The 18,918-nt window shown below is 67.1% G+C and carries 17 protein-coding genes; 6 read left to right on the top strand and 11 right to left on the bottom strand.

The window, feature by feature from the left end; all coding sequences use genetic code 11:
• Positions 1-96: 96 nt before the first annotated feature.
• On the bottom strand, positions 97-987 hold the full coding sequence (locus tag M6E97_RS28505) for a DMT family transporter (protein ID WP_034005841.1): 891 nt from the start codon (positions 985-987) through the stop codon (positions 97-99).
• A 99-nt stretch (positions 988-1,086) separates the two neighbouring features.
• On the opposite strand from M6E97_RS28505, the gene M6E97_RS28510 reads away from it, so the two are divergent.
• Together M6E97_RS28510 and chrA are read left to right on the top strand one after the other, a co-directional pair.
• Complete coding sequence (locus M6E97_RS28510) at positions 1,087-1,890, top strand: AraC family transcriptional regulator (RefSeq protein WP_003103975.1); 804 nt, start codon at positions 1,087-1,089, stop codon at positions 1,888-1,890.
• 54 nt (positions 1,891-1,944) lie between these two features.
• The gene (gene chrA, locus M6E97_RS28515) at positions 1,945-3,150 is read left to right on the top strand and encodes a chromate efflux transporter (protein ID WP_023875861.1); all 1,206 of its coding nucleotides are present in this window, start codon (positions 1,945-1,947) and stop codon (positions 3,148-3,150) included.
• On the opposite strand, the gene M6E97_RS28520 is transcribed toward chrA, so the two are convergent.
• A complete protein-coding gene (locus M6E97_RS28520) occupies positions 3,147-4,763 on the bottom strand; it encodes a methyl-accepting chemotaxis protein (RefSeq protein ID WP_003093807.1) in 1,617 nt (538 codons plus the stop codon). The genes chrA and M6E97_RS28520 overlap by 4 nt on opposite strands.
• 433 nt (positions 4,764-5,196) lie before the next feature.
• Here M6E97_RS28520 and M6E97_RS28525 point away from each other — a divergent pair, with 433 nt between their 5' ends.
• Together M6E97_RS28525 and M6E97_RS28530 are read left to right on the top strand one after the other, a co-directional pair.
• Positions 5,197-5,448, top strand: coding sequence for a hypothetical protein (locus M6E97_RS28525; protein WP_009315976.1), 252 nt, complete (start codon positions 5,197-5,199; stop codon positions 5,446-5,448).
• Positions 5,449-5,591: 143 nt separating this feature from the next.
• Positions 5,592-7,061 carry an inorganic phosphate transporter gene (locus M6E97_RS28530; RefSeq protein ID WP_003093821.1) on the top strand — a complete coding sequence of 490 codons (1,470 nt, stop codon included), beginning with the start codon at positions 5,592-5,594 and terminating at the stop codon, positions 7,059-7,061.
• Between the two features lie 68 nt (positions 7,062-7,129).
• Here M6E97_RS28530 and pprA read toward each other — a convergent pair whose 3' ends face one another.
• Positions 7,130-9,898 carry a two-component system sensor histidine kinase PprA gene (gene pprA, locus M6E97_RS28535; protein WP_033939198.1) on the bottom strand — a complete coding sequence of 923 codons (2,769 nt, stop codon included), beginning with the start codon at positions 9,896-9,898 and terminating at the stop codon, positions 7,130-7,132.
• Between the two features lie 9 nt (positions 9,899-9,907).
• Positions 9,908-10,414 carry a TadE/TadG family type IV pilus assembly protein gene (locus tag M6E97_RS28540; protein ID WP_003120840.1) on the bottom strand — a complete coding sequence of 169 codons (507 nt, stop codon included), beginning with the start codon at positions 10,412-10,414 and terminating at the stop codon, positions 9,908-9,910.
• Between the two features lie 63 nt (positions 10,415-10,477).
• On the opposite strand from M6E97_RS28540, the gene fppA reads away from it, so the two are divergent.
• Positions 10,478-10,960, top strand: a complete 483-nt coding sequence (fppA, locus tag M6E97_RS28545; protein WP_003110115.1) for a type 4b pilus Flp prepilin peptidase — start codon at positions 10,478-10,480, stop codon at positions 10,958-10,960.
• A gap of 120 nt (positions 10,961-11,080) precedes the next feature.
• A complete protein-coding gene (gene pprB, locus M6E97_RS28550) occupies positions 11,081-11,908 on the top strand; it encodes a two-component response regulator PprB (protein WP_003103959.1) in 828 nt (275 codons plus the stop codon).
• A 25-nt stretch (positions 11,909-11,933) separates the two neighbouring features.
• Here the strand turns inward: pprB and tadG are convergent, their stop codons facing one another.
• The 7 genes from tadG to tadZ are packed head-to-tail and all read right to left on the bottom strand — an operon-like array spanning position 11,934 to position 18,918.
• A complete protein-coding gene (gene tadG, locus M6E97_RS28555; RefSeq protein WP_003162060.1) occupies positions 11,934-13,604 on the bottom strand; it encodes a type 4b pilus Flp biogenesis protein TadG in 1,671 nt (556 codons plus the stop codon).
• Positions 13,605-13,628: 24 nt separating this feature from the next.
• Complete coding sequence (locus M6E97_RS28560) at positions 13,629-13,913, bottom strand: DUF3613 domain-containing protein (protein ID WP_003103957.1); 285 nt, start codon at positions 13,911-13,913, stop codon at positions 13,629-13,631.
• 22 nt (positions 13,914-13,935) lie between these two features.
• Entirely contained in the window at positions 13,936-14,673 is a 738-nt protein-coding gene (gene tadD / locus M6E97_RS28565) for a type 4b pilus Flp biogenesis protein TadD (RefSeq protein WP_033939196.1), read from the bottom strand.
• Positions 14,670-15,581, bottom strand: coding sequence for a type 4b pilus Flp biogenesis protein TadC (gene tadC, locus M6E97_RS28570; protein ID WP_003103955.1), 912 nt, complete (start codon positions 15,579-15,581; stop codon positions 14,670-14,672). The genes tadD and tadC overlap by 4 nt, the downstream gene beginning before the upstream one ends.
• A 9-nt stretch (positions 15,582-15,590) precedes the next feature.
• Positions 15,591-16,475 carry a type 4b pilus Flp biogenesis protein TadB gene (gene tadB / locus M6E97_RS28575; RefSeq protein ID WP_003093848.1) on the bottom strand — a complete coding sequence of 295 codons (885 nt, stop codon included), beginning with the start codon at positions 16,473-16,475 and terminating at the stop codon, positions 15,591-15,593.
• Positions 16,472-17,737, bottom strand: a complete 1,266-nt coding sequence (tadA, locus tag M6E97_RS28580) for a type 4b pilus Flp biogenesis ATPase TadA (RefSeq protein WP_033939195.1) — start codon at positions 17,735-17,737, stop codon at positions 16,472-16,474. The genes tadB and tadA overlap by 4 nt, the downstream gene beginning before the upstream one ends.
• Entirely contained in the window at positions 17,734-18,918 is a 1,185-nt protein-coding gene (tadZ, locus tag M6E97_RS28585; RefSeq protein ID WP_003093855.1) for a type 4b pilus Flp biogenesis protein TadZ, read from the bottom strand. Before tadZ ends, tadA begins: the two co-directional genes overlap by 4 nt.

The raw sequence follows: 18,918 nt of genomic DNA on the forward strand, positions 1-18,918 counted from the left end.
GGCTGGCACGGCTCGGCTCCCACGCGGGGAGCGCTGCCTATGATAGCCAGTGGCGGCGCCTCCGTGCGCCGTAATCGCGAGGAAGTTGCCGGGAAATCAGCAGGTTGCCGAGCGCAGGCGGGCCGGGCGGCGCTGCCAGAACTCGGCCAGCAGGACCCCGGCCAGGGTCAGCGCGCCGCCGACCAGGTGATGGACGGTCAGGCGCTCGCCGAGCACCAGGGTGGCGATGCAGGCGGTGATGATCGGCAGCAGGTTGAAGAACAGCGCCATCCGGCTCGGCCCGAGACGGGCGACACCGTGCATCCAGGCCAGCGCGGCGACGATCGAGGCGAACAGCGCGGCGTACAGCAGCAGCGGCAGGTTGGCGGCGTTCAGGCCGGTGCGCGGCGACAGCAGGTACAGCGGCAGCAGGGCGAGGATCGCCACCAGCACCTGCAGGTAGAGCAGTTGCATGGCCGGCAGCTTCAGGCTCCATTTCTTCAGCAGCACGCTGTACACCGCATAGGCCAGGGTGGCGACGATCATCATCGCGTCGCCGAGGTTCACTCCATGCTCCAGCAAAGCGCCGAGATGGCCCTGGGAGATCACCAGCACCACGCCGGCCAGCGACACCAGCGCGCCGAGCAGCGCCCCGGCGTTCAGCCGGTGGGCCAGGATGCTGCTGGCCAGGCCCAGCGACATCAGGGGCATCAGCGACAGGATGATGCCCATGTTGGTGGCGCTGGTCAGCGCCGCCGCGTAGTAGGCCAGGCTCTGGTAGACGGCCATGCCGAGCAGGCCGAGGACCACGAACTTGCCGAGGTTGGCGAGGATGTAGCGGCGGTTGCGCAGCACCGGGCCGAGCATGAAGGGCGTCAGCGCCAGGCCGACCAGCAGCCAGCGGAAGAAACCGATCTCGGCGGGCTGGATGATCCCCACGGCGAGCTTGTTGACGACGGTGTTGCCGGCCCAGATGAACACGGCCAGCAGGGGAAACAGGTATTGCATGAGGGTTCCGCACTATGAAAAAGGAATATGCGGCCATTCTGAGCCAGTCCGAATACAGACGTATAATGAATTCCAGACAAACCACCCGTAGGTTCGGACATGTCGACCACCACCCTGCTGCGCCTTCCCGATCTCCAGGGGCAGTCTTTCGACGTCTATTTCCGCTATGACGAGTTCGGCGCCGACACCCATTCGCCGCCGCACACCCACGCCTGGGGCCAGCTCAACTATGCAGCCCATGGCGTGATGCAGCTGGAGATCGACGGCCAGCGCTTCCTCTCGCCTCCGCAATACGCGGTATGGATACCACCGGAGCGGGTGCACAGCTGCTACAACAGCCAGGCCATCGTCTACCGCTCGCTGTACCTCTCCGCCGAGCTGTCACGACGCCTGCCGGCGACACCCTGCACCCTGGCGATCAGCGCGATCCTCAAGGCGATCCTCTCGGACTTCGCCGAGCGCGGGGTCAACCTGCCGACCTCGGCGCAGGACCTGCGCCTGGCCCGGGTCGTCATGGACCAGCTGGAATGCGCCCAGCCCCACGACGACTACCTGCCCTACGGCCGTACCCCGGCGCTGCGCGAGGTGCTCGACGCACTGCAGGCCGAGCCGGGCGACAACCGCTCGCTGGCGCAATGGGCGCAGCAGGTGCACAGCACCGAGCGAACCCTGGCCCGACACTGCCAGCGCGAACTGGGCATGACCTTCGGCGAATGGCGCCAACGCCTGCGCTTCCTCGCGGCCATCGAGGCGCTGGAAGCCGGCAGGGGGATCCAGCAGATCGCCTTCGACCTCGGCTACAGCAGCCCCTCGGCGTTCATCTCGATGTTCCGCCGGCTGGCCGGCACCACGCCGGAACAATACCGCCTGGCCAGCCGCGCCCAGGACATGCCGATGCTGTAACCCGCCGTGCATGCGATGCGGCTATGCTCGCAGCAGCCGCCATCCGGAGTTCGCATGCCAACCGCCAGCCGCCATCCCGACACTGCCCTCGCGGTGTTCCTCGCCTTTCTCAAGCTGGGCTGCAGCGCCTTCGGCGGGCCCATCGCCCACCTCGGCTATTTCCGCGACGAGTTCGTCCGCCGCCGCGGCTGGCTGAGCGAAAGCAGCTACGCCGACCTGGTCGCCCTCTGCCAGTTCCTCCCCGGCCCCGCCAGCAGCCAGGTTGGCATGGCCCTCGGCCTGGCCCGCGCCGGCTACCCCGGCGCCCTCGCCGCCTGGCTCGGTTTCACCCTGCCCTCGGCGCTGCTGCTGGTACTCTTCGCTCTCGGCCTGGGACGCTGGGGCGCGCTGTTGCCCGAGGGCGTGCTGCATGGCCTGAAGATCGCCGCGGTGGCGGTGGTGGCCCAGGCGGTCTGGGGCATGGGCCGCAGCCTGTGTCCGGATCGCCCGCGCCTGGCGCTGATGGCGCTGTCCTGCGCGAGCGTGCTGGCCTGGCCCACGGCCTGGGCCCAGGTCGCGGTGATCGCCGGTGCCGGCCTGGCCGGCCTCGCCCTGTTGAAAACGGAAGCCGGGGAAGGCCACGAGCGGCTGCCGAACGCCATTGGCTACCGCGGCGCGCTGCTGCTCCTCGCCCTGTTCGCCGTGCTGCTGGTCTGCCTGCCGCTGGCCGCGCGCCTCTGGCCGGAACACTGGCTGCGCCTGCTCGATGCGTTCTACCGGGCCGGCTCGCTGGTGTTCGGCGGCGGCCATGTGGTGCTGCCGCTGCTACAGGCGGAAGTGGTGCCCAACGGCTGGGTCGACGGCGATACCTTCCTCGCCGGCTACGCGGCCGCCCAGGCGGTACCGGGCCCGCTCTTCACCTTCGCCGCGTTCCTCGGCGCAGCCTCGGGCCCGGCGCCGAACGGCTGGAGCGGCGCGCTGCTGTGCCTGCTGGCGATCTTCCTGCCGTCGTTCCTGCTGGTCGCCGGTGCCTTGCCATTCTGGGAACGCCTGCGCCACGAACGCCGGGTACGGGCAACGCTGGCCGGGGTCAACGCGGCGGTGGTCGGCCTGCTGCTGGCGGCGCTGTACCAGCCGCTCTGGACCGAAGGCATCCTGCGCCCGGCCGACTTCGCCCTGCTGCTCTTCGCCCTGCTGGCCCTGCTCGCCTGGAAGACGCCGCCCTGGCAAGTGGTGCTCGCCTGCGCCGTGGCCGGCGGCCTGATCGCCGCAGCCGGCTAGCCGTTCAAGGCCAGGCTCAGCCCCTGCGCCGCCGGCGCAGCCGCCTTGCCCGGCTCCGCGCCCTCCGGCCGATAGCCGAGGCGCAGGCCGCCCCAGTGCTTGCCGTGGATGAAGATCGGCACCGAAAGATCGTGCATCAGCTCGCCGGTGTCACGGGTGTAGGTCTGTAGCAACAGCGGCTGCTGGTGGCTGCCGCAGCGAATCCCGGTGCGGTCGTTGAACAGGCGCTTGCTGCGGCTGCGCAACGCGTCCGTCTGCGGGTCACCGCTGGGCGGATGGGCGAAGGCGCGATTGTGGGTGGGCACGTAGCCTTCGGGGGTACAGGCGATGGCGAACACCAGGTTGCGGTTGCGCTCCAGCAACTGCTCCTGGATGCCCGGCAGGACCTGGTCGGTGTAGCTGTCGAAGCGGGTCCGGTACTTGGTCGGCTGGGTATTGGGCAACGGCTGGTAGCTGCGGTCGAACAGGTCGTCGAGGTCGATGCGCCCGCTGCGCACGTCCTCCTCGAAGCGAGCGGCGATAGCCGCCGCGCCCTCCCGGGCGAGGTCGTAGACCGACTGGTGGTAGGCGTCCAGGCTGACCTCGGCGAGGCGCTCGCTGATCACCTCGGCCTGGTTCTCCAACTGGCTGGCGGCTTCGCCGAGACGCAAGGTCTGTTCCTCGCTGGCGCTGAGGTCGCCGCGCACTTGCTCGACCGCGGCGAACAGGCTGGCGAGTTGGCTGCGGTTGATCTCGGCGCCCTGGGCGATCTCGGTAATCTGGCTCTCCACCCCGGCCGCCAGTTCGGCAATGCCTTCCAGTTGCCGACCGGTCAGCTCGACCTGGCCGACCCCTTCGCCCAACTCTTCGGAAAGCTGGCGGATCTGCTCGACCACCTCGCTGGTCTGGCGCTGGATCTCGGCGACCATCTGGCCGACTTCCTCGGTGGCCTCGGCGGTACGTCCGGCCAGGCCGCGCACCTCTTCGGCAACCACCGCGAAGCCGCGCCCATGCTCGCCGGCGCGGGCCGCCTCGATGGCCGCGTTGAGGGCCAGCAGGTTGGTCTGGCTGGCGATGCCCTGGATCACCAGGGTGACCCGCTGGATGTCCTCGCTGCGCTGGTTCAGCGCCTCGATCGCCTCGCGGCTGGCGCCCATCCGCTCGCTGAGCCGATGCATGCGCTCGATGGTCGAGGCCAGCAGCACCTGGCCCTCGTCGCTGCCGGCGCGCGCCCGGGTGGCGGCGTCCATGGCCTGGCGCGCCAGATTGGAGGTGGCGCGCTCGGTGTGGATCATCACTTCGGCGCTGCCGACGATCTGTTCGGCGGCGTCGAGCTGGGATTGCAGCTTCTCCGCCAGGCGCTTCACCGAGAACGCCACGCCGGCGGCCGACAGGGCGTTCTGGCTGGTGTTATGGGACAGGTCGCGAGCCAGCCGGGCGATGTCGGGCTCGCCGACGGTCGCCACCGCCGTGCGGTTGCCGGGAAGCAGCCAGGGCAACCAGAGCAGCGCCACGCCGAGCGGCAGGGCCAGGTACAGCGGCAGCCAGCCATGCCGGGCGCCGACCAGCAGGAGAACCAGGGCCAGGCTCTGCAACAGGCAGACGAAGAGGATGCGGGAACGAGCGGGCTGCATGAGTAAATCTCCGGCCTCCGGGGCGTTGCGTCATGACCCTGGGGTCGGACGGGCGACGGCGGGGCTTCTTTATTTGACTTGTAGTCCGGTTTGTAGCCCGCCCCCGGAAGCGCCGCCATCGTTCCTTAGTGGTATGGCCAATGGCTGGCATTCGACTAGCGCAGGCCGCGACGAAAGGCGGAGAACACCCCGGACGCGTCGGCCAGGCCTTGATCCATGGGGGCTTCGCCGCATTTCCAGGGGTCGCTCGAAGAATTTCCGTCCTGCCGTCCGTCGGCCGACACCGTATGACAAGCCCGGAGCCCACGTTATAATTCCGCGCCCATTTACAGCCGGTAGCGGTCGACTAGACTCCCAACCGGCGCTGGCCGGACCCCGCTTCCGCCCAGCCTGGTCGCTATCGGGCCCGCTCTTTTTGGACTCAGGACCACCCGTGACGAAAGACGAATTGCGTGCCGCGCTGGCGCGCGAGGAACAGCGTTACAAGGACGTGTACGGCGGCGAAGTGACGCTTTATGCCGCCCAGCCGGAACCCGACCGCAAGCCCTGGCGCAAGCGCCCAACCGTTCAGGATCAGGCGTTCGACAGAGAACTGCAGAAGATCGAAGAAGAGCGTCTCAAGGCCGGGCAGGAAGCAGCGAACCCCATTCCATTTACCTCCAACCGACAGGAGAGCGACGGATAACGAAGCGTTTCAATCTGTTTCGTTTTTCCCGCAAAGCCCGATGCGACGGGGCGTTGCCCGCGACAATGGCAACCTTCCGGAGTTCCAGACGGATAAAAACGCATCTGGCATAATCGCCGCCCCGTCTCTGACCGGTTTCTCACATGTTCGATCTTTTCAGCGGGCTCGATGCCTGGGTGGGTATCAGCCTGGTGCTGGCCCTGGCCTTCGTCCTCACCTTCGAGTTCATCAACGGCTTCCACGACACTGCCAACGCGGTGGCCACCGTCATCTACACCAAAGCGATGTCCCCCTACCGGGCGGTGATGCTCTCCGGTGTGTTCAACTTCCTCGGCGTGCTGCTCGGCGGTGTCGGCGTGGCCTACGCCATCGTTCACCTGCTGCCGGTGGAGCTGCTGATCAACGTGAACACCGGCCATGGCCTGGCGATGGTCTTCTCCCTGCTCGCCGCCGCCATCGCCTGGAACCTCGGCACCTGGTACTTCGGCATCCCGGCCTCCAGCTCGCACACCCTGATCGGCTCGATCCTCGGTGTCGGCCTGGCCAATGCGCTGATCACCGACGTGCCGCTGGCCGAAGGGATCAACTGGCAGAAGGCGATCGACATCGGCCTGTCGCTGATCTTCTCGCCGCTGGCCGGCTTCATGGTCGCCGCGCTGGTCCTGCTCGGACTGAAGTGGTGGCGTCCGCTGTCGAAGATGCACAAGACCCCGGAAACCCGTCGCGAACTCGACGAGAAGAAGCACCCGCCGTTCTGGAACCGCCTGGTGCTGGTGCTTTCCGCCATGGCGGTAAGCTTCGTCCATGGCTCCAACGACGGCCAGAAGGGTATCGGCCTGATCATGCTGGTACTGATCGGCATCGTCCCGGCCAAGTTCGTCCTCGACCTGAACAGCACCACCTACCAGATCGAGCGCACCCGCGACGCCGCCCTGCACCTCAGCCAGTTCTACCAGCGCCATACCGATACCCTCGGCGACATGCTGGCCCTGGGCAAGAGCAATGGCAGCGAGATGCCGCAGTTCTACCGCTGCGATCCGAAACAGACCGAGCCGACCATCAACGCGCTGCTCCGCGACCTGCGCGGCGTGCCCAGCTACAACGACCTGGACGCCGACGAGCGCGTGCAGGTGCGTCGCTACCTGCTGTGCCTGGACGACACCGCGAAGAAGGTCGGCAAGCTGTCCGACCTGCCGGCGCGGGAGAAGGCCGACCTCGAGAAGCTACGCAAGGACCTGACCGCGACCACCGAATACGCGCCGTTCTGGGTCATCATCGCGGTGGCCCTGGCTCTCGGCATCGGCACCATGGTCGGCTGGAAGCGCGTAGTGCTCACCGTCGGCGAGAAGATCGGCAAGCAGGGCATGACCTACGCCCAGGGCATGAGCGCGCAGATCACCGCCGCCGCCGCCATCGGCATGGCCAACATCTACAGCCTGCCGGTGTCCACCACCCATGTACTGTCCTCCGGCGTGGCCGGGACCATGGTGGCGAACAAGAGCGGCCTGCACGGCGGCACCGTGCGCAACATCCTGATGGCCTGGGTGCTCACCCTGCCGACTTCGATGGCGCTGTCCGCCGGCCTGTTCTGGCTAGCCTCGCAATTCATCTGAGCCGCCTCGCCGGTTGAAAAAAACGCCTGCTTGTCCGCAGGCGTTTTTTTGCCGCGCTCCCACCGACGTCATCCGCCCGCCTCGGCGGGCGCCGCCAGCGGCAAGCGAACCACGAACAACGCACCCTCCCCCTGGTTGGCCGCCGTCAGGCTACCGCCCATGTTGCGCACCAGATCGTGGCTGACCGAGAGACCCAGGCCGGTACCCTTGCCCTCCGCCTTGGTGGTGAAGAAGGGTTCGAATATCCGCTCCAGCAGGAGCGGTTCGATCCCACCGCCGTTGTCGTGCACGTGCAATTCGACCCAGCCCGGTTCGCGGCAGGCCACCTGCTCCAGGCGAACACGCCGGCTGGCCAGGCCGGGATTGCCAAGCAGGGCATCGCGGGCGTTGGCGAGCAGGTTGATGATCACCTGTTCCAACTGGTCCGCCTGCCCTCGCACCACCATCCGCTGCGTCGGCGCCGGGCACTCCACCTCGATGGCGTGCTGACGCAGCCCCTCGCCGAGCAGGCCCAGGGCGCCTTCGAAGGCGGCATAGGGGTCGAACGGCAGCGCCTCCAGCGCCGACTTGCGGCTGAACACGCCGAGGTGGCTGACCAGGCGGTCGACGCGCAGGACCTGGGCATCCATGCGCTCCAGTTTCTCGCCCAGGTAGTCGCCGTCGAGGCCGACGCTGTTCATCCGCTGGCGCATGTTGAACAGGGTCATGCGCAGCACGTGCAGCGGCTGCTTCACCTCGTGGGCGAGGCCGCTGACCATCTCCCCCAGGCTGGCCATCTTGGCGCCTTGCGCCAGTTGCTGCTGGGCCCGGCGCACCGGCGTGTTGTCGCGCCCCACCGCCTGTACCTCGCACAATTCGCCACGGGCGTCGAACAACGGCCGCTCGGCCCACACCAGCCAGAGAAAACGTTGCCCCGGCAGGTTGAAGCGCAGCTCCGGCACCTCGCTGGCGCCCTCCCGCGGCGAGCCCAGCAGACGCGCGCGCAAGGCGCTGGCGTCTTCCGCCGCCAGCCACTCGTCGAGCCGGCGACCGACCAGGCGCTCCGGGCTGGTCGCGAGGCTATCGGCGAAGGTCCGGTTCACGTAGGTCAGCACCAGGTCGGCGGTATAGCGACAGATCAGCGCCGGCGAATCCTCCACCAGGACCCGGTAGCGTTCCTCGCTCTCGGCGATACGCTGTGCCGCCAGGTGCTGCTCGGTCACGTCCAGCCACAGGCCCACCGCCTCGCTGGGCAGGCCCTGGGCATCGCGCAGCAGCTTGGCTTCGTCGTAGAGCCAGTGCCAGTTGCCCTGGCCATCGGCGAGGCGATAGCGGGTCTTCACCCGGCCCTCGCGAAGCAACTCGCGGCCACGGGCGAAAAAGGCCTCCAGATCATCCGGATGCACCCGTTCGGCGAGCGCCTGCCAACTCTGTCCCTGCAGGTCGAGGCCGAGCAGGTTGCTCGCGCTTTCGCTGTAGAACTCCGGCACCAGGTGCCCCTGCTCGACCCGCTGGACGTAGATCACCACCGGCGCGCTGTCGATCAGGCTGCGCAGCCGCGCGTGGGCCGCCTGTACCCGTTCCTCCTGGCGCCGGCCTTCGCTGATGTCGAGCAGCACGCCGGACAGCCCCAGCGCGCTGCCGCGCCCCAGCGGTCGGCCCTCGATGCGCAGCCAGCGGCGCTCGCCGCGGCTATCCGGCTGACGCAGGCAAAGGTCCTGGGCCAGCGCCTGGCCGCTGCGCAGGCAGGCGCGCAGGCGCAGGCCGAGTTCGTCGGCGTCCGCCGGTTGCAGCAGACCCTGCAGGTGTTCCAGCGGCACCCGACGATACTCGCCGGTCAACCCCAGGCTGTCGTGCAAGGCCGGCGCCAGTTCGAAGAGTTCCTGCTCCGCCCAGTAACGCCACCAGCCGCCGCCGATCATCTCCTGCAACAGCCCCAGCTTGCGCGAACTGTCGTGCTGCTCGTGGAGTTCGCAGCGGTCCGCCACCTGGTTCGCCAGCAGTTCCGAGAGGTATTGCCAGTCCTGCGGCGCGGGCCCCTGGGCGAGCTGCTCCAGCGACATCGGCCGCACCAGCAATGCCCCCAGGCGGCCACCGCGCATCGCCGCCGGCACCAGGTAGAGCGCGTCCTCGCCGATCTGCCGGAGCAGCGTCGAGGCGCCTTCGCCACGGCGTAGCAAGCGCGCGCCCGCCCCTTCGCGCAGGTCGTCGTCGGCGAGTTGCAGGGTCGGTCGCAGCAAACTGTCGCTGCCAGGCCGCACATGACTGGCGAAGACCGTGCAGAAACCCTTGCCGTCGCCCAGCAGCAGGGCGATAGCCTGCATCTGGAACGCGCCGGAGAGCGATTCGAGAATCTCCTGGACCGCCTCCGCCAGGTGCCCGTGGGAGACATGGCGCAGACGCGAAAGGATCAGCTTGCCCAGGCTCAGGCTCTGCAACTGGTGCTGCTGGCTGTCGGACTGCCAGTTGAGGTCGGAGATGTCCATGCCCAGCAGCAGGGAGCGTCCCAGGCCGTCGAGCGGCTGCATCGGCTGGAAACGACAGGTCAATGGCGCGGCGGCATCGCTGCGCAGCGTCAGGTCGAGACGCTCGCCCCGGCGCAGGCCGGCCAGCGTCGGCGCACCGGGGGCGCGCCGCTCCAGATACTCGGCGAAAGGCCGCGGCTGTTCGCCAAGCCCATGGGCGCACTGCAGACGATACGCCTGCCGCCCGCCGACCCGGATCACGCGGTCCTGTTCGTCCATCTCGAAACACAGGTCCCAACTCCTCAGCGAAGCGCTCCAGAGGGAGGGGCCTTCCTGCGAAAAGGGTTCCGGCCTCTCGGCCTCGGCGGACGACGAGCGGGAAAATTCGAACATGCGACCACCTCACAGCAACAGGTTGGCACTCGCCTTCAGCGTCTGCGGCAGGTTGGGAATCGCGCCGATGCCGGGGAAGCTCAGCACGGGGATGATCGCCTTGCCCGGATCGCCGTACGGGTACTGCACGCAGACCTCGATCCGCGACGTGGCGCTGACGTAGTCGGCGTACTGGCCATTACCGGCACAAGGCTGGAGGTTCGCCCGCCAGGCCGCCGGCATCCAGTCCAGGCGTGCGAGCAACTCGTCCCTGGCACGGGCTTCGGCGAGGCTCTCGTAGCCCGCATCGGAGGGATCGACAGCGATCGCCGCACGAGCCCCCACGGCAGCGGCATCGTTGAACGACTGCAACATGAGCAAAGGAATGCTGTAGCTGATCAGGCCGTAGACCAGCGCGAAAAACAGCAGGAAGATCGCTGTGAATTCGATGGCGACGGCGCCGTGCTGGCGTCGCCGGGAAGCTTTTCCGAGCATGAGCTGACATCCCCGATCCGCATCCTTAATACTAGTCGTCATTCGCTCCGCCAACGTTACTGAAAAGGTATTAATCCAGATGTCGAAAAAAGGCTGAAGAACAGGATGGAGCAATTAGCACTGGCCTTGTGGGCAAGCGTTTGCGGATATCAGGACATCAAACGTTTGCGCGTCTCCAACTGGCTTATCCTGGGCGGATTTCTTATTTCCTTTGTTTATTTATATGTGAAAGAGTCAAGCCTGACCGGTGCTACGGTTAATATGGCAATGACCGCACTTTTTATAGGCGTCTGCCTCAGCCTTCCCGGCTACCTTCTCGGCAGGCTCGGCGCTGCCGACGTCAAGTACCTGGCCGCACTGGGGCTGGCCAGCGACCCACTTACGGTGCTCTATAGCCTGGCCTTCGGCTGCCTGCTGTGCATCGCGCTATTCATCCTCGTAAAGTTATTCAAACGTTCGGTAGAAAAGTCCGCAATGAATGAAGAAGTTCGCCTTCGAAGGGCACCGTCAAAAAACAAGTCATTCCCTTTTATATTCGCCATGAGCGCCGGCCTTTTGGCACATCTGATTATCAGTAAAATTATCTGAGTAAACTTGCGGAAGACCTCACTTAGCGACTATATGCTTATGGCTAATACCATTCGGTATGGCTGCATTCCAATGCACGTCCCCTGTTAAAAACAAAATAAGCAAATGGAGCGTATGACCATGGACAAACCGGCCTCGCGGCATTTCAGCGTCTTGATCATCGATGATGAACCCCAGGTGACCTCGGAACTCCGCGAACTGCTGGAAAACAGTGGCTACCGTTGCGTAACCAGCACCCACCGGGAGTCGGCGATCGCCAGCTTCCAGGCCGACCCGAACATCGGCCTGGTCATCTGCGACCTCTACCTGGGGCAGGACAACGGTATCCGCCTGATCGAGAGCCTCAAGGAAGTCGCCGGCAACGGCAGGTTCTTCGAATCGATCATCCTCACCGGTCACGATGGCCGCCAGGAAGTGATCGAGGCCATGCGGGTCGGCGCCGCCGACTACTACCAGAAACCGGTGGCGCCGCAGGAACTGCTGCATGGCCTCGAACGCCTGGAGAACCGCCTGCACGAGCGCGTCCGCAGCCAGTTGAGCCTGAGCCACGTCAACCAGCGCCTGGAATACCTCGCCGAATCGCTGAACTCGATCTACCGCGACATCCACAAGATCAAGTACGAGGTACACGGCAACAGCCAGCCGAGTGCCCTCAAGAGCGAAGACAGCCAGCCGTCCGCGCCGCCGGCGTCGGTCGCGGAAAGCCAGGTGTCCCCGAGCAATCCGCTGTTCGGCAAGCTGTCGCCCCGCCAGCAGGCGGTGGCGCGGCTGGTGAGCAAGGGCCTGACCAACTACCAGATCGCCTACGAACTGGGCATCACCGAGAACACGGTGAAGCTGTACGTCTCCCAGGTGCTGCGCCTGATGCATATGCACAACCGCACACAGCTGGCGCTGGCCCTGTCGCCTGCGGCGATGCAGCAGGGCAGCGGAGCGGTGGTGCACTGACAGGCGCGATGGCCCGGCGGACCTGCTAGATCAGCAGTTCCGCCCTGCCGACATCGACCTTCAGAATCTCCGCGTCGATGTATCCAAGTTGTACCCCCAGCAAGGGCAGGACCAGATTCAGGATCGGCGTCAGCAGCCCATCGACCAGAGGTGCCACCACGGAATTCACGATGAGGTCGGTGAGCGCCGTCGAGCCGCACAGCAAAGGCAAGCACAGTCCGAGCACCACGGGATTGACGTTGATGCTGGTTTTCAGGGTACTGGCGAGAAAGCCGCTTTCCGGCAACCTGCGGCTCTGGACGAGATCGGAACCGTCGGCTTTCACGTTGAATCGCGTATCGCCCGAGCTGCCGGCGATCGAGGTATCGAGCTTGAGATCCAATCGCACCAAGCCGCCAAGCACCAGAATCGAGCCGACCTGATCGATGTTGGCCGGACTGCCGATCTTTATCGTCGCTCCGCTGCTTCTCCAACCGAAGTCCAACGCGGTATCCGGGCGGGTACAGGCCATGCTTTTCAGCCAGACGGCTCCCGACGCGCCTTCGATGGCCAGTTGCAGTTTCGTGGTGGCGAGAATGGACAGGAACCCGGAATCGATGTCCGCCGTAAGTCGTACCTGGGACTGGCGCACCTCCGTGCGCCAGGCACCGCTCTCATCCTGCCCTGGCGGCCCGGAGACGATCCTCTTCGGCTCTACGACCGTGAGCCGTGCATTGGCCAATCCGGGGATGCCCAGGTTCACGGCGACCGCGGAATTCTTGTTGGCGACCTGGGCAACCGCCATGATGAGATCCAGCGCATTGATCGCCGTATCCAGCTGCGACATGCTGTTCACCTCGCCGGCGCTCAGCCCCAGCAAGTCTCCCAGTTTCAACGTGGCCGACTTTACCCCCACCAATTGCGTTCTCAGGGCCTCGACCGAGGCTACGCCGTTCTTCGCCAGGACGTTCACGCTGGCGGCGAGTACCTGCTGCAAGCCGACGTTGGTATTCAACAACTGTTCGATGGTCCCCAGGCTGGTATCGACCCCGATCAAGCCCATTCCATCCGCGCCGAGAATGTCCAGCACACTGAGCTTCGCGTCGGCGATACCGTTGTAGGCCGCCGCCGAGAGATCGATCTGGGTGCCCAGCAATCCGCTCAGGATGGGGTTGAGCAACGCCGATTGGCCACTGTTCACGCTGGCCAGCCCCGTACCTGCGGAAATCGTGGCGTTCGGCAGGCGGCGCGCCACGGCCTCTGCGCGGAGATCGACGTTGGCATTGCCGCCGCCGAACAGTCCCCCGAGGTTGGCGACCAGGCTGCCGGGAACGCTCTTGGTCACCTCGACATGCACCGCCTCGTTGGCGGCAGCCGCGTTCGACGCGCTGGCTATGAAACTGCGCAGGCCGCCGGCACTCAGCACGCCGCCGACCTCCGCCGACAGGCTGGAGCCGGCGGCGTCCGCATCGAACCCGTTGAGCATCGCGCTGGCCTTGGCGAAAGACGTCGCCTGGGCAGAACTCTGGTCGCCGCACAAGGCTCCCTGGGAGGCACTCTCCAGCGCCGCCACGTCCGCCACTCGCTGCAGGTTGCGCTGCTCCAGGTAGAGCCGCCCGGTATCCACCACCAGCAACAGGCAGATCAAGGCCAGCAGCAGGGTGGTCGCCGCCAGGATGCCGATCGCCCCGCGCTGTCTTGCAGGCCATCCGTTCATGCCCTGCCCCTCCGCCAGGAACCGTCAGTTCTTGCTCTCGCCGAAGCCACGATCTTCCAGCAGGTACTCGGGAATCTCGTGCTCATAGCTTTTCAGGTAGCGCTGGTAGGCACGCTGGCGCTCGGCGGCGGTCGCGCTTTGCCGAACCGGGCTGGCGGCCCGGCCGCTCGCCTGGATGGCCAGCCAGGCGCGGGTGGCGGTCTGCGGTTCGGCCGTCGCTGGCGCGGCAGGACGGACCGCCGGCGTGTCCGCGGCCCAGGCCGGGCCGGACAGGAGCAGCAAGACGCCGAACAGGATTCGCTCGTGCATGGTTCACCTCTCCGGCGCCGGCTCAGGGCGCCTCGTTGGCCATCGCGGTATGCATATTCGCCTCCGCCGGCAGTTCCGCCAGCGGGTCGTCGCTTGCCGGCGCCGCGCCGGGTGTCGGTACGGCACCCCAGCTGCGCGCCCGCGCCTCGGCCGCGCGGATGTCCCGGGCATCCAGCTGCAAACGCTCGATCAGGCGCTGCGCATCTTCCCGGTCGCCTTGCAGGTACAGCAGGCCGAGCAGGTTGGTCGCCGGTAGCTTGCCGCCCTGCTGCAACTCCAGCGCAGTGATGAATTCGAAGCGCGCGCCGACACGGTCGCCGCGCTTGAGCAGGGCGACCCCCAGGTCGTTGCGGAAGCGGCTCTCGGTCGGCCGCAGGCGCGTCGCCTCGCGCAGCTCGAGGACCGCCCGGGCGCTGTCGCCATTGCGCAGGGCGAGCAGGCCGAGGCCGTGGTGCGCCTCGGGTGCCTTGCAGGTTTCCAGCAGGGCCTGGTACTCGGCCCTGGCCCGCGAGTCGCCGATCCGGCGCAGGATCAGCGCCCTTTCCTCGCGCACGTCGATCAAGCCCGGCGGCATGCTTTCCAGGTTGGCCAGGGCCGCATGCAGGCGGCCCTCGCGGATCATGTCGCGGACCATGTTCATCTGCAGTTCCTGCTCCTGGCCGAGCTGCTGCGAACACTCCCGTGGGCCGTCCCGCCCCGGCAGCGCGGCGCAACCGCCGAGCAGGGCGGCGCACAGGCCGATGCCGATCAGTGCTTTCATCCCAGTCCTCCCAAGGCCTTGGTGATGGCGATGACGCCCGGACCGGCGAGGACGATCAGCAGCGCCGGGAACAGCAGCACCATCATCACCAGGCTCATCTTCGCCGACAGCTTGCCGATGCGTTCCTGCAAGGTGGTCAGGCGCCGGTCTTCGAACAGTTGCTTGAGCGTCAGCAGGGTGCTGCGCGCACTGCCGCCCTGGCGCAACATCTGCCGTAGCACGCCGCAGCAGTCGTTCAGCGGGTCCACCTGCAGGCGCCGGGCAAGCGCCTCCAGCTCTTCCGCCAGGTCGATGCCGTTGTCGGCACGGGTCAGCGCCAGGTCCAGCTCGCGGGCCAGTTGCGGGGTGATCCCGCGGCCTTCCAGGCAGACCACGCGCAGCGTCTGCTCCACGGTCAGGCCGGCATCGAAGAGGATGCGGATCAGTTGCACGAACAGGATCATCTCGTCGGCGATCAGCGCCCGGCGCGCCTTGGCGAAGTGCTTGAGCACCTGCTTGGGCAGGAGGAAACCGATGCCGGCGGCGAACAGCAGCGGCACCGCGTAGGACGCCTCGCTCTCGGCGCGCAGCAGCTTGACCAGCAAGACCAGGAGAACGAACAGCAGCGGCGTGAGGAACACCGAGATCAGGTACAGGGTCCGGTAGCGACTCTCGTGCCAGCCGGCCTGTTGCAGCAACTGGCGGGCCTCGCTGTCCATCAGTTGCAGGCGCCGCACCCAGAAGCTGTCGTCCATCCGCTCGGTCATGCCGGCCAGCCACCTGGTCGAGCCGCCAGGGTTGGCCAGCGCTCCCAGGCGCCTCTCGATCAGACGCTGCTCGCGGCTGCCGTTGCGCGCCTGGAGCAACAGCAACAAGGCACCGCCGACCGCCATCAGGAGCGCCGCGAAAATCAGCCACTGTGCCTGCATGGCCACCTCCTAGACGCTCTTGAGCATGCGCCACAGCGCATAGCAGCCGAGCAGTTGCAGCCCGAGCGAGGCCAGCAGCAGGAAACGCCCGGTGCCGTCGGCCCACATGTTCAGCAGATAGCCCGGGTTGCTCGCCAGGATGTAGCCGCCCAGGGCGCTCGGCACGCCGGCCAGGACATAGGCGCTGATCCGTGTCTCGCCGGTCATCGCGTGCAACTGCCGGCTGAGCTTCTCGCGCTCGTGGATGAGCTTGACGATGCTGTCCAGCAGGTCGCTGGTATTGCCGCCATAACGGTGGTTGACCGAGACGCCCAGGGCGAGGATGCGCAGCTCCTCAACCTCGTAGAGTTCGGCGACTTCCTGCAACGCCTCCGGCAGGTGGATGCCGAGAAGCACGTGGTTGCGCGCCAGGGTGAAGATGTCGCGCAGCGGCTCCTCGGCATTCTCCACTGCCTGCATCAGCGCGTCGCCCAGCGTGCGCCCGGCGTGCAGGCTGCGCACCACCTGGTCGAGGAAACGCGGCATCTGCCGGATCATTCGCTTCAGGCGGCGCTGGTAGAGCATGCCCAGGGCGACGCGGCAGGACAGCGCCGCCAGTAGCAGGCCGCCTAGCGCACCGACGATGCCGAACAGGCGCAATCCGCTCCAGACCAGCAGCAGCGCGAGCACTGCCGCCCCGAACAACCACGGGCGCGGGCGCTGGATACCGGCGCGACGCATCTGGCGAGCCAGCCAGTGACTGCTGCGCGGCCGCACCGCGACCGCCTCCTGGCGTCCCAGCAGCCGTTCAACCACCAGTTCGTTGCGCCCGGCGCGCCAGCCCATGAACGCCAGGGCCAGCGCGGCGAAAGCCAGCACGCCGCTGAACAGCACCAGCAGTTGCGCGCCGTTCACAGCAGCGCCTGGCGGAATTTCTGCCCGACCGGCGCGGCCTGGCGGACGAACTGCCCGCTACCGCGCCGGTCGAGACTGAACAGGGTATTGGTGACGTACACGCCGTCGCGCACCTCCAGCACCTCCAGCACTTCGCTGATGCAACGCCGACCGCTGGCCAGGCGGGTGATCTGCACCACCACGTCCAGCGCGGCGCAGATCATCAGGCGCAAGGTCTGCTCCGGCAGCCTGTTGCCGGTCAGGCCGACCAGCATCTCCATGCGCAGCAGCGAATCCATCGCCGAGTTGGCGTGCACCGTGCTCATCGAGCCGTCGTGGCCGGTGTTCATCGCCTGCAGCACGTCGAGCACCTCGACGCCGCGGATCTCGCCGAGGATGATCCGGTCCGGGCGCATCCGCAGGGCGTTGCGGATCAGGTCGCGGGCGGTCACCTCGCCGTAGCCCTCGGCGTTCGGCGGACGGGTCTCCAGGCGCACCACGTGGTCGTGGCCGAGTTGCAGCTCGGCGGTGTCCTCGATGGTGACGATCCGCTCGCGTTCGTCGATGAAGCCGCTGATGACGTTGAGCAAGGTGGTCTTGCCGGTGCCGGTGCCGCCGCTGATGAGGATGTTGCAGCGGCGCGAGACCGCCTGGCGGAGGAACTCGAGCAAGGCTTCGTCGACGCTCTGGTAGGCCAGCAGGTCGGCACTGCGCAGCAGCTCCTGGCTGAACTTGCGGATCGAGATGCACGGCCCGTCCAGCGCCACCGGGGGAATGATCGCGTTGACCCGGCTGCCGTCAGGCAGGCGCGCGTCGACCATCGGGCTGGACTCGTCCAGGCGTCGGCCGAGGGGCGCGAGGATACGCTGGATCACCCGCAGTACATGGTGGTCGTCGATGAAGCGCAGGTCGCTCTGGTAGAGCCGCCCTTCCCGCTCGACGAACACCCGGCCCGGTCCGTTGACGAGGATTTCCGAGACGCCGGGATCGCGCAGGAGGATCTCCAGCGGGCCGAAGCCGGTGAGTTCGTCGACCACCTCTTCGGCCAGGCGGTCCAGTTCGTAGCGGGAGATCGCCAGTTGATGGCGCGAGCCGTATTCGCAGACCTTTTCCGAGACGTACTGGACCACGGCGGAGCGCGCGCCCTCCAGCAGGTTCATGCCGTCTTCGTCGATCTCGTCGATGATGTAGCGGTGCAGGCGCAGCTTCAGCGCCTGGATGTCCCGCTCCTGGCGGTAGTGGAAGGCACCGCCGTCAGGACGCGCGCCGAATCCCGTGCTCATAGCAGCGCCGCCTTGGCCCGGCCGAGCCAGGACAGCAGCGAACGGCGCTCGCCGCGTGTCACGCACAGGCTGTCCGCCAGTTGCCGCAGCTTGGCCGCCAATGGGTCGCGCGGCGCCACCTCGAACAGGCTCTTGCCGAGGTTCTTCGCGCGCAGGCGCGATTCCGGGGACAACGGCAGGACGCCGAACAGATCGAGGTCGAACATCCGGCTGAGGGCCTGCTGGTCCGGCGCCACATTGGGCAGGTAGCGCTCGATCAGCAACTCGATGGAGGGCAACGGCAGGTTGCGCTCGCGCAGGCGGCGCAGGCGCTCCAGGCCCTTCTTGCAGGACGGCACGCTCTGGTCGACCATCCACAGCACGCGGTTGGCCTGCACCAGCAACTGGTTGCTCAGCTCGCCCTCGGGCAGCCCGGTGAGGTTGACCACCACATGGCTGAACGCCCCGCGCAGGTTGCCCAGCAACAGATAGAGTTCGGCGGTGGTGACTCGCTCCAGCACGCCGGGCTCGTCGGTCAGGCTGAGTATCCGCAGGCCGCTGTCGAGGCGGGTGAAGGCGCTGTCGATCAGGGTCTGGTCGAGGCGCCGCAGGTTGCGCAAGGCGTCGCTGAAGGTGAAGGCCGAGTCCAGGCCGAGGATCGCCAGCGCCTCGCCGGTGGGCTGGCCGACGTCCAGCAGCAGGACCTGGTTCGGCGTCTGCTCCTGCAACGCCTTGGCCAGGTGCAAGGCGACGAAGGCGCCGTCGGCGTCCGGTCGGGCGCTGACCAGGGTCAGCAGCTCGCCCTGGCGCGCCGCGCTCACCGGCACGCTGGGCAGGCGTCCGCCGAGGCGCCGGATCAGCCCGGTCAGCTCGCTGGCGCGGGCGCCGTAGGTGATGAAGTCGCGCGCGCCGGCGCGCATCGCCGCCAGCACCAACTGGTTGTCCAGGCCGTCGCCGATGGCCACCACCGAGAGCATCGGCCGCGCCGATACCAATCCCTCGACCAGCGCGCCCTGGGACACCAGGTTGCTCTTGCCGAGGCTGATGAACAGCACCCCGGCGGCGGTGACGTCGAGCAGCGCCAGCAACTCCTCCAGGCTGGCGCTGCCTGCCGGTACCACCTGGCCGGCGGACGCCAGGCTGTTCTGCAACCAGTCGAGTTCGCCGGGATGCTGGGTCAGCGCCACGAAGTTCTGGTTCAT

The organism is Pseudomonas sp. B111 (assembly GCF_026428275.1).
GTDB classification, from domain to species: domain Bacteria; phylum Pseudomonadota; class Gammaproteobacteria; order Pseudomonadales; family Pseudomonadaceae; genus Pseudomonas; species Pseudomonas aeruginosa.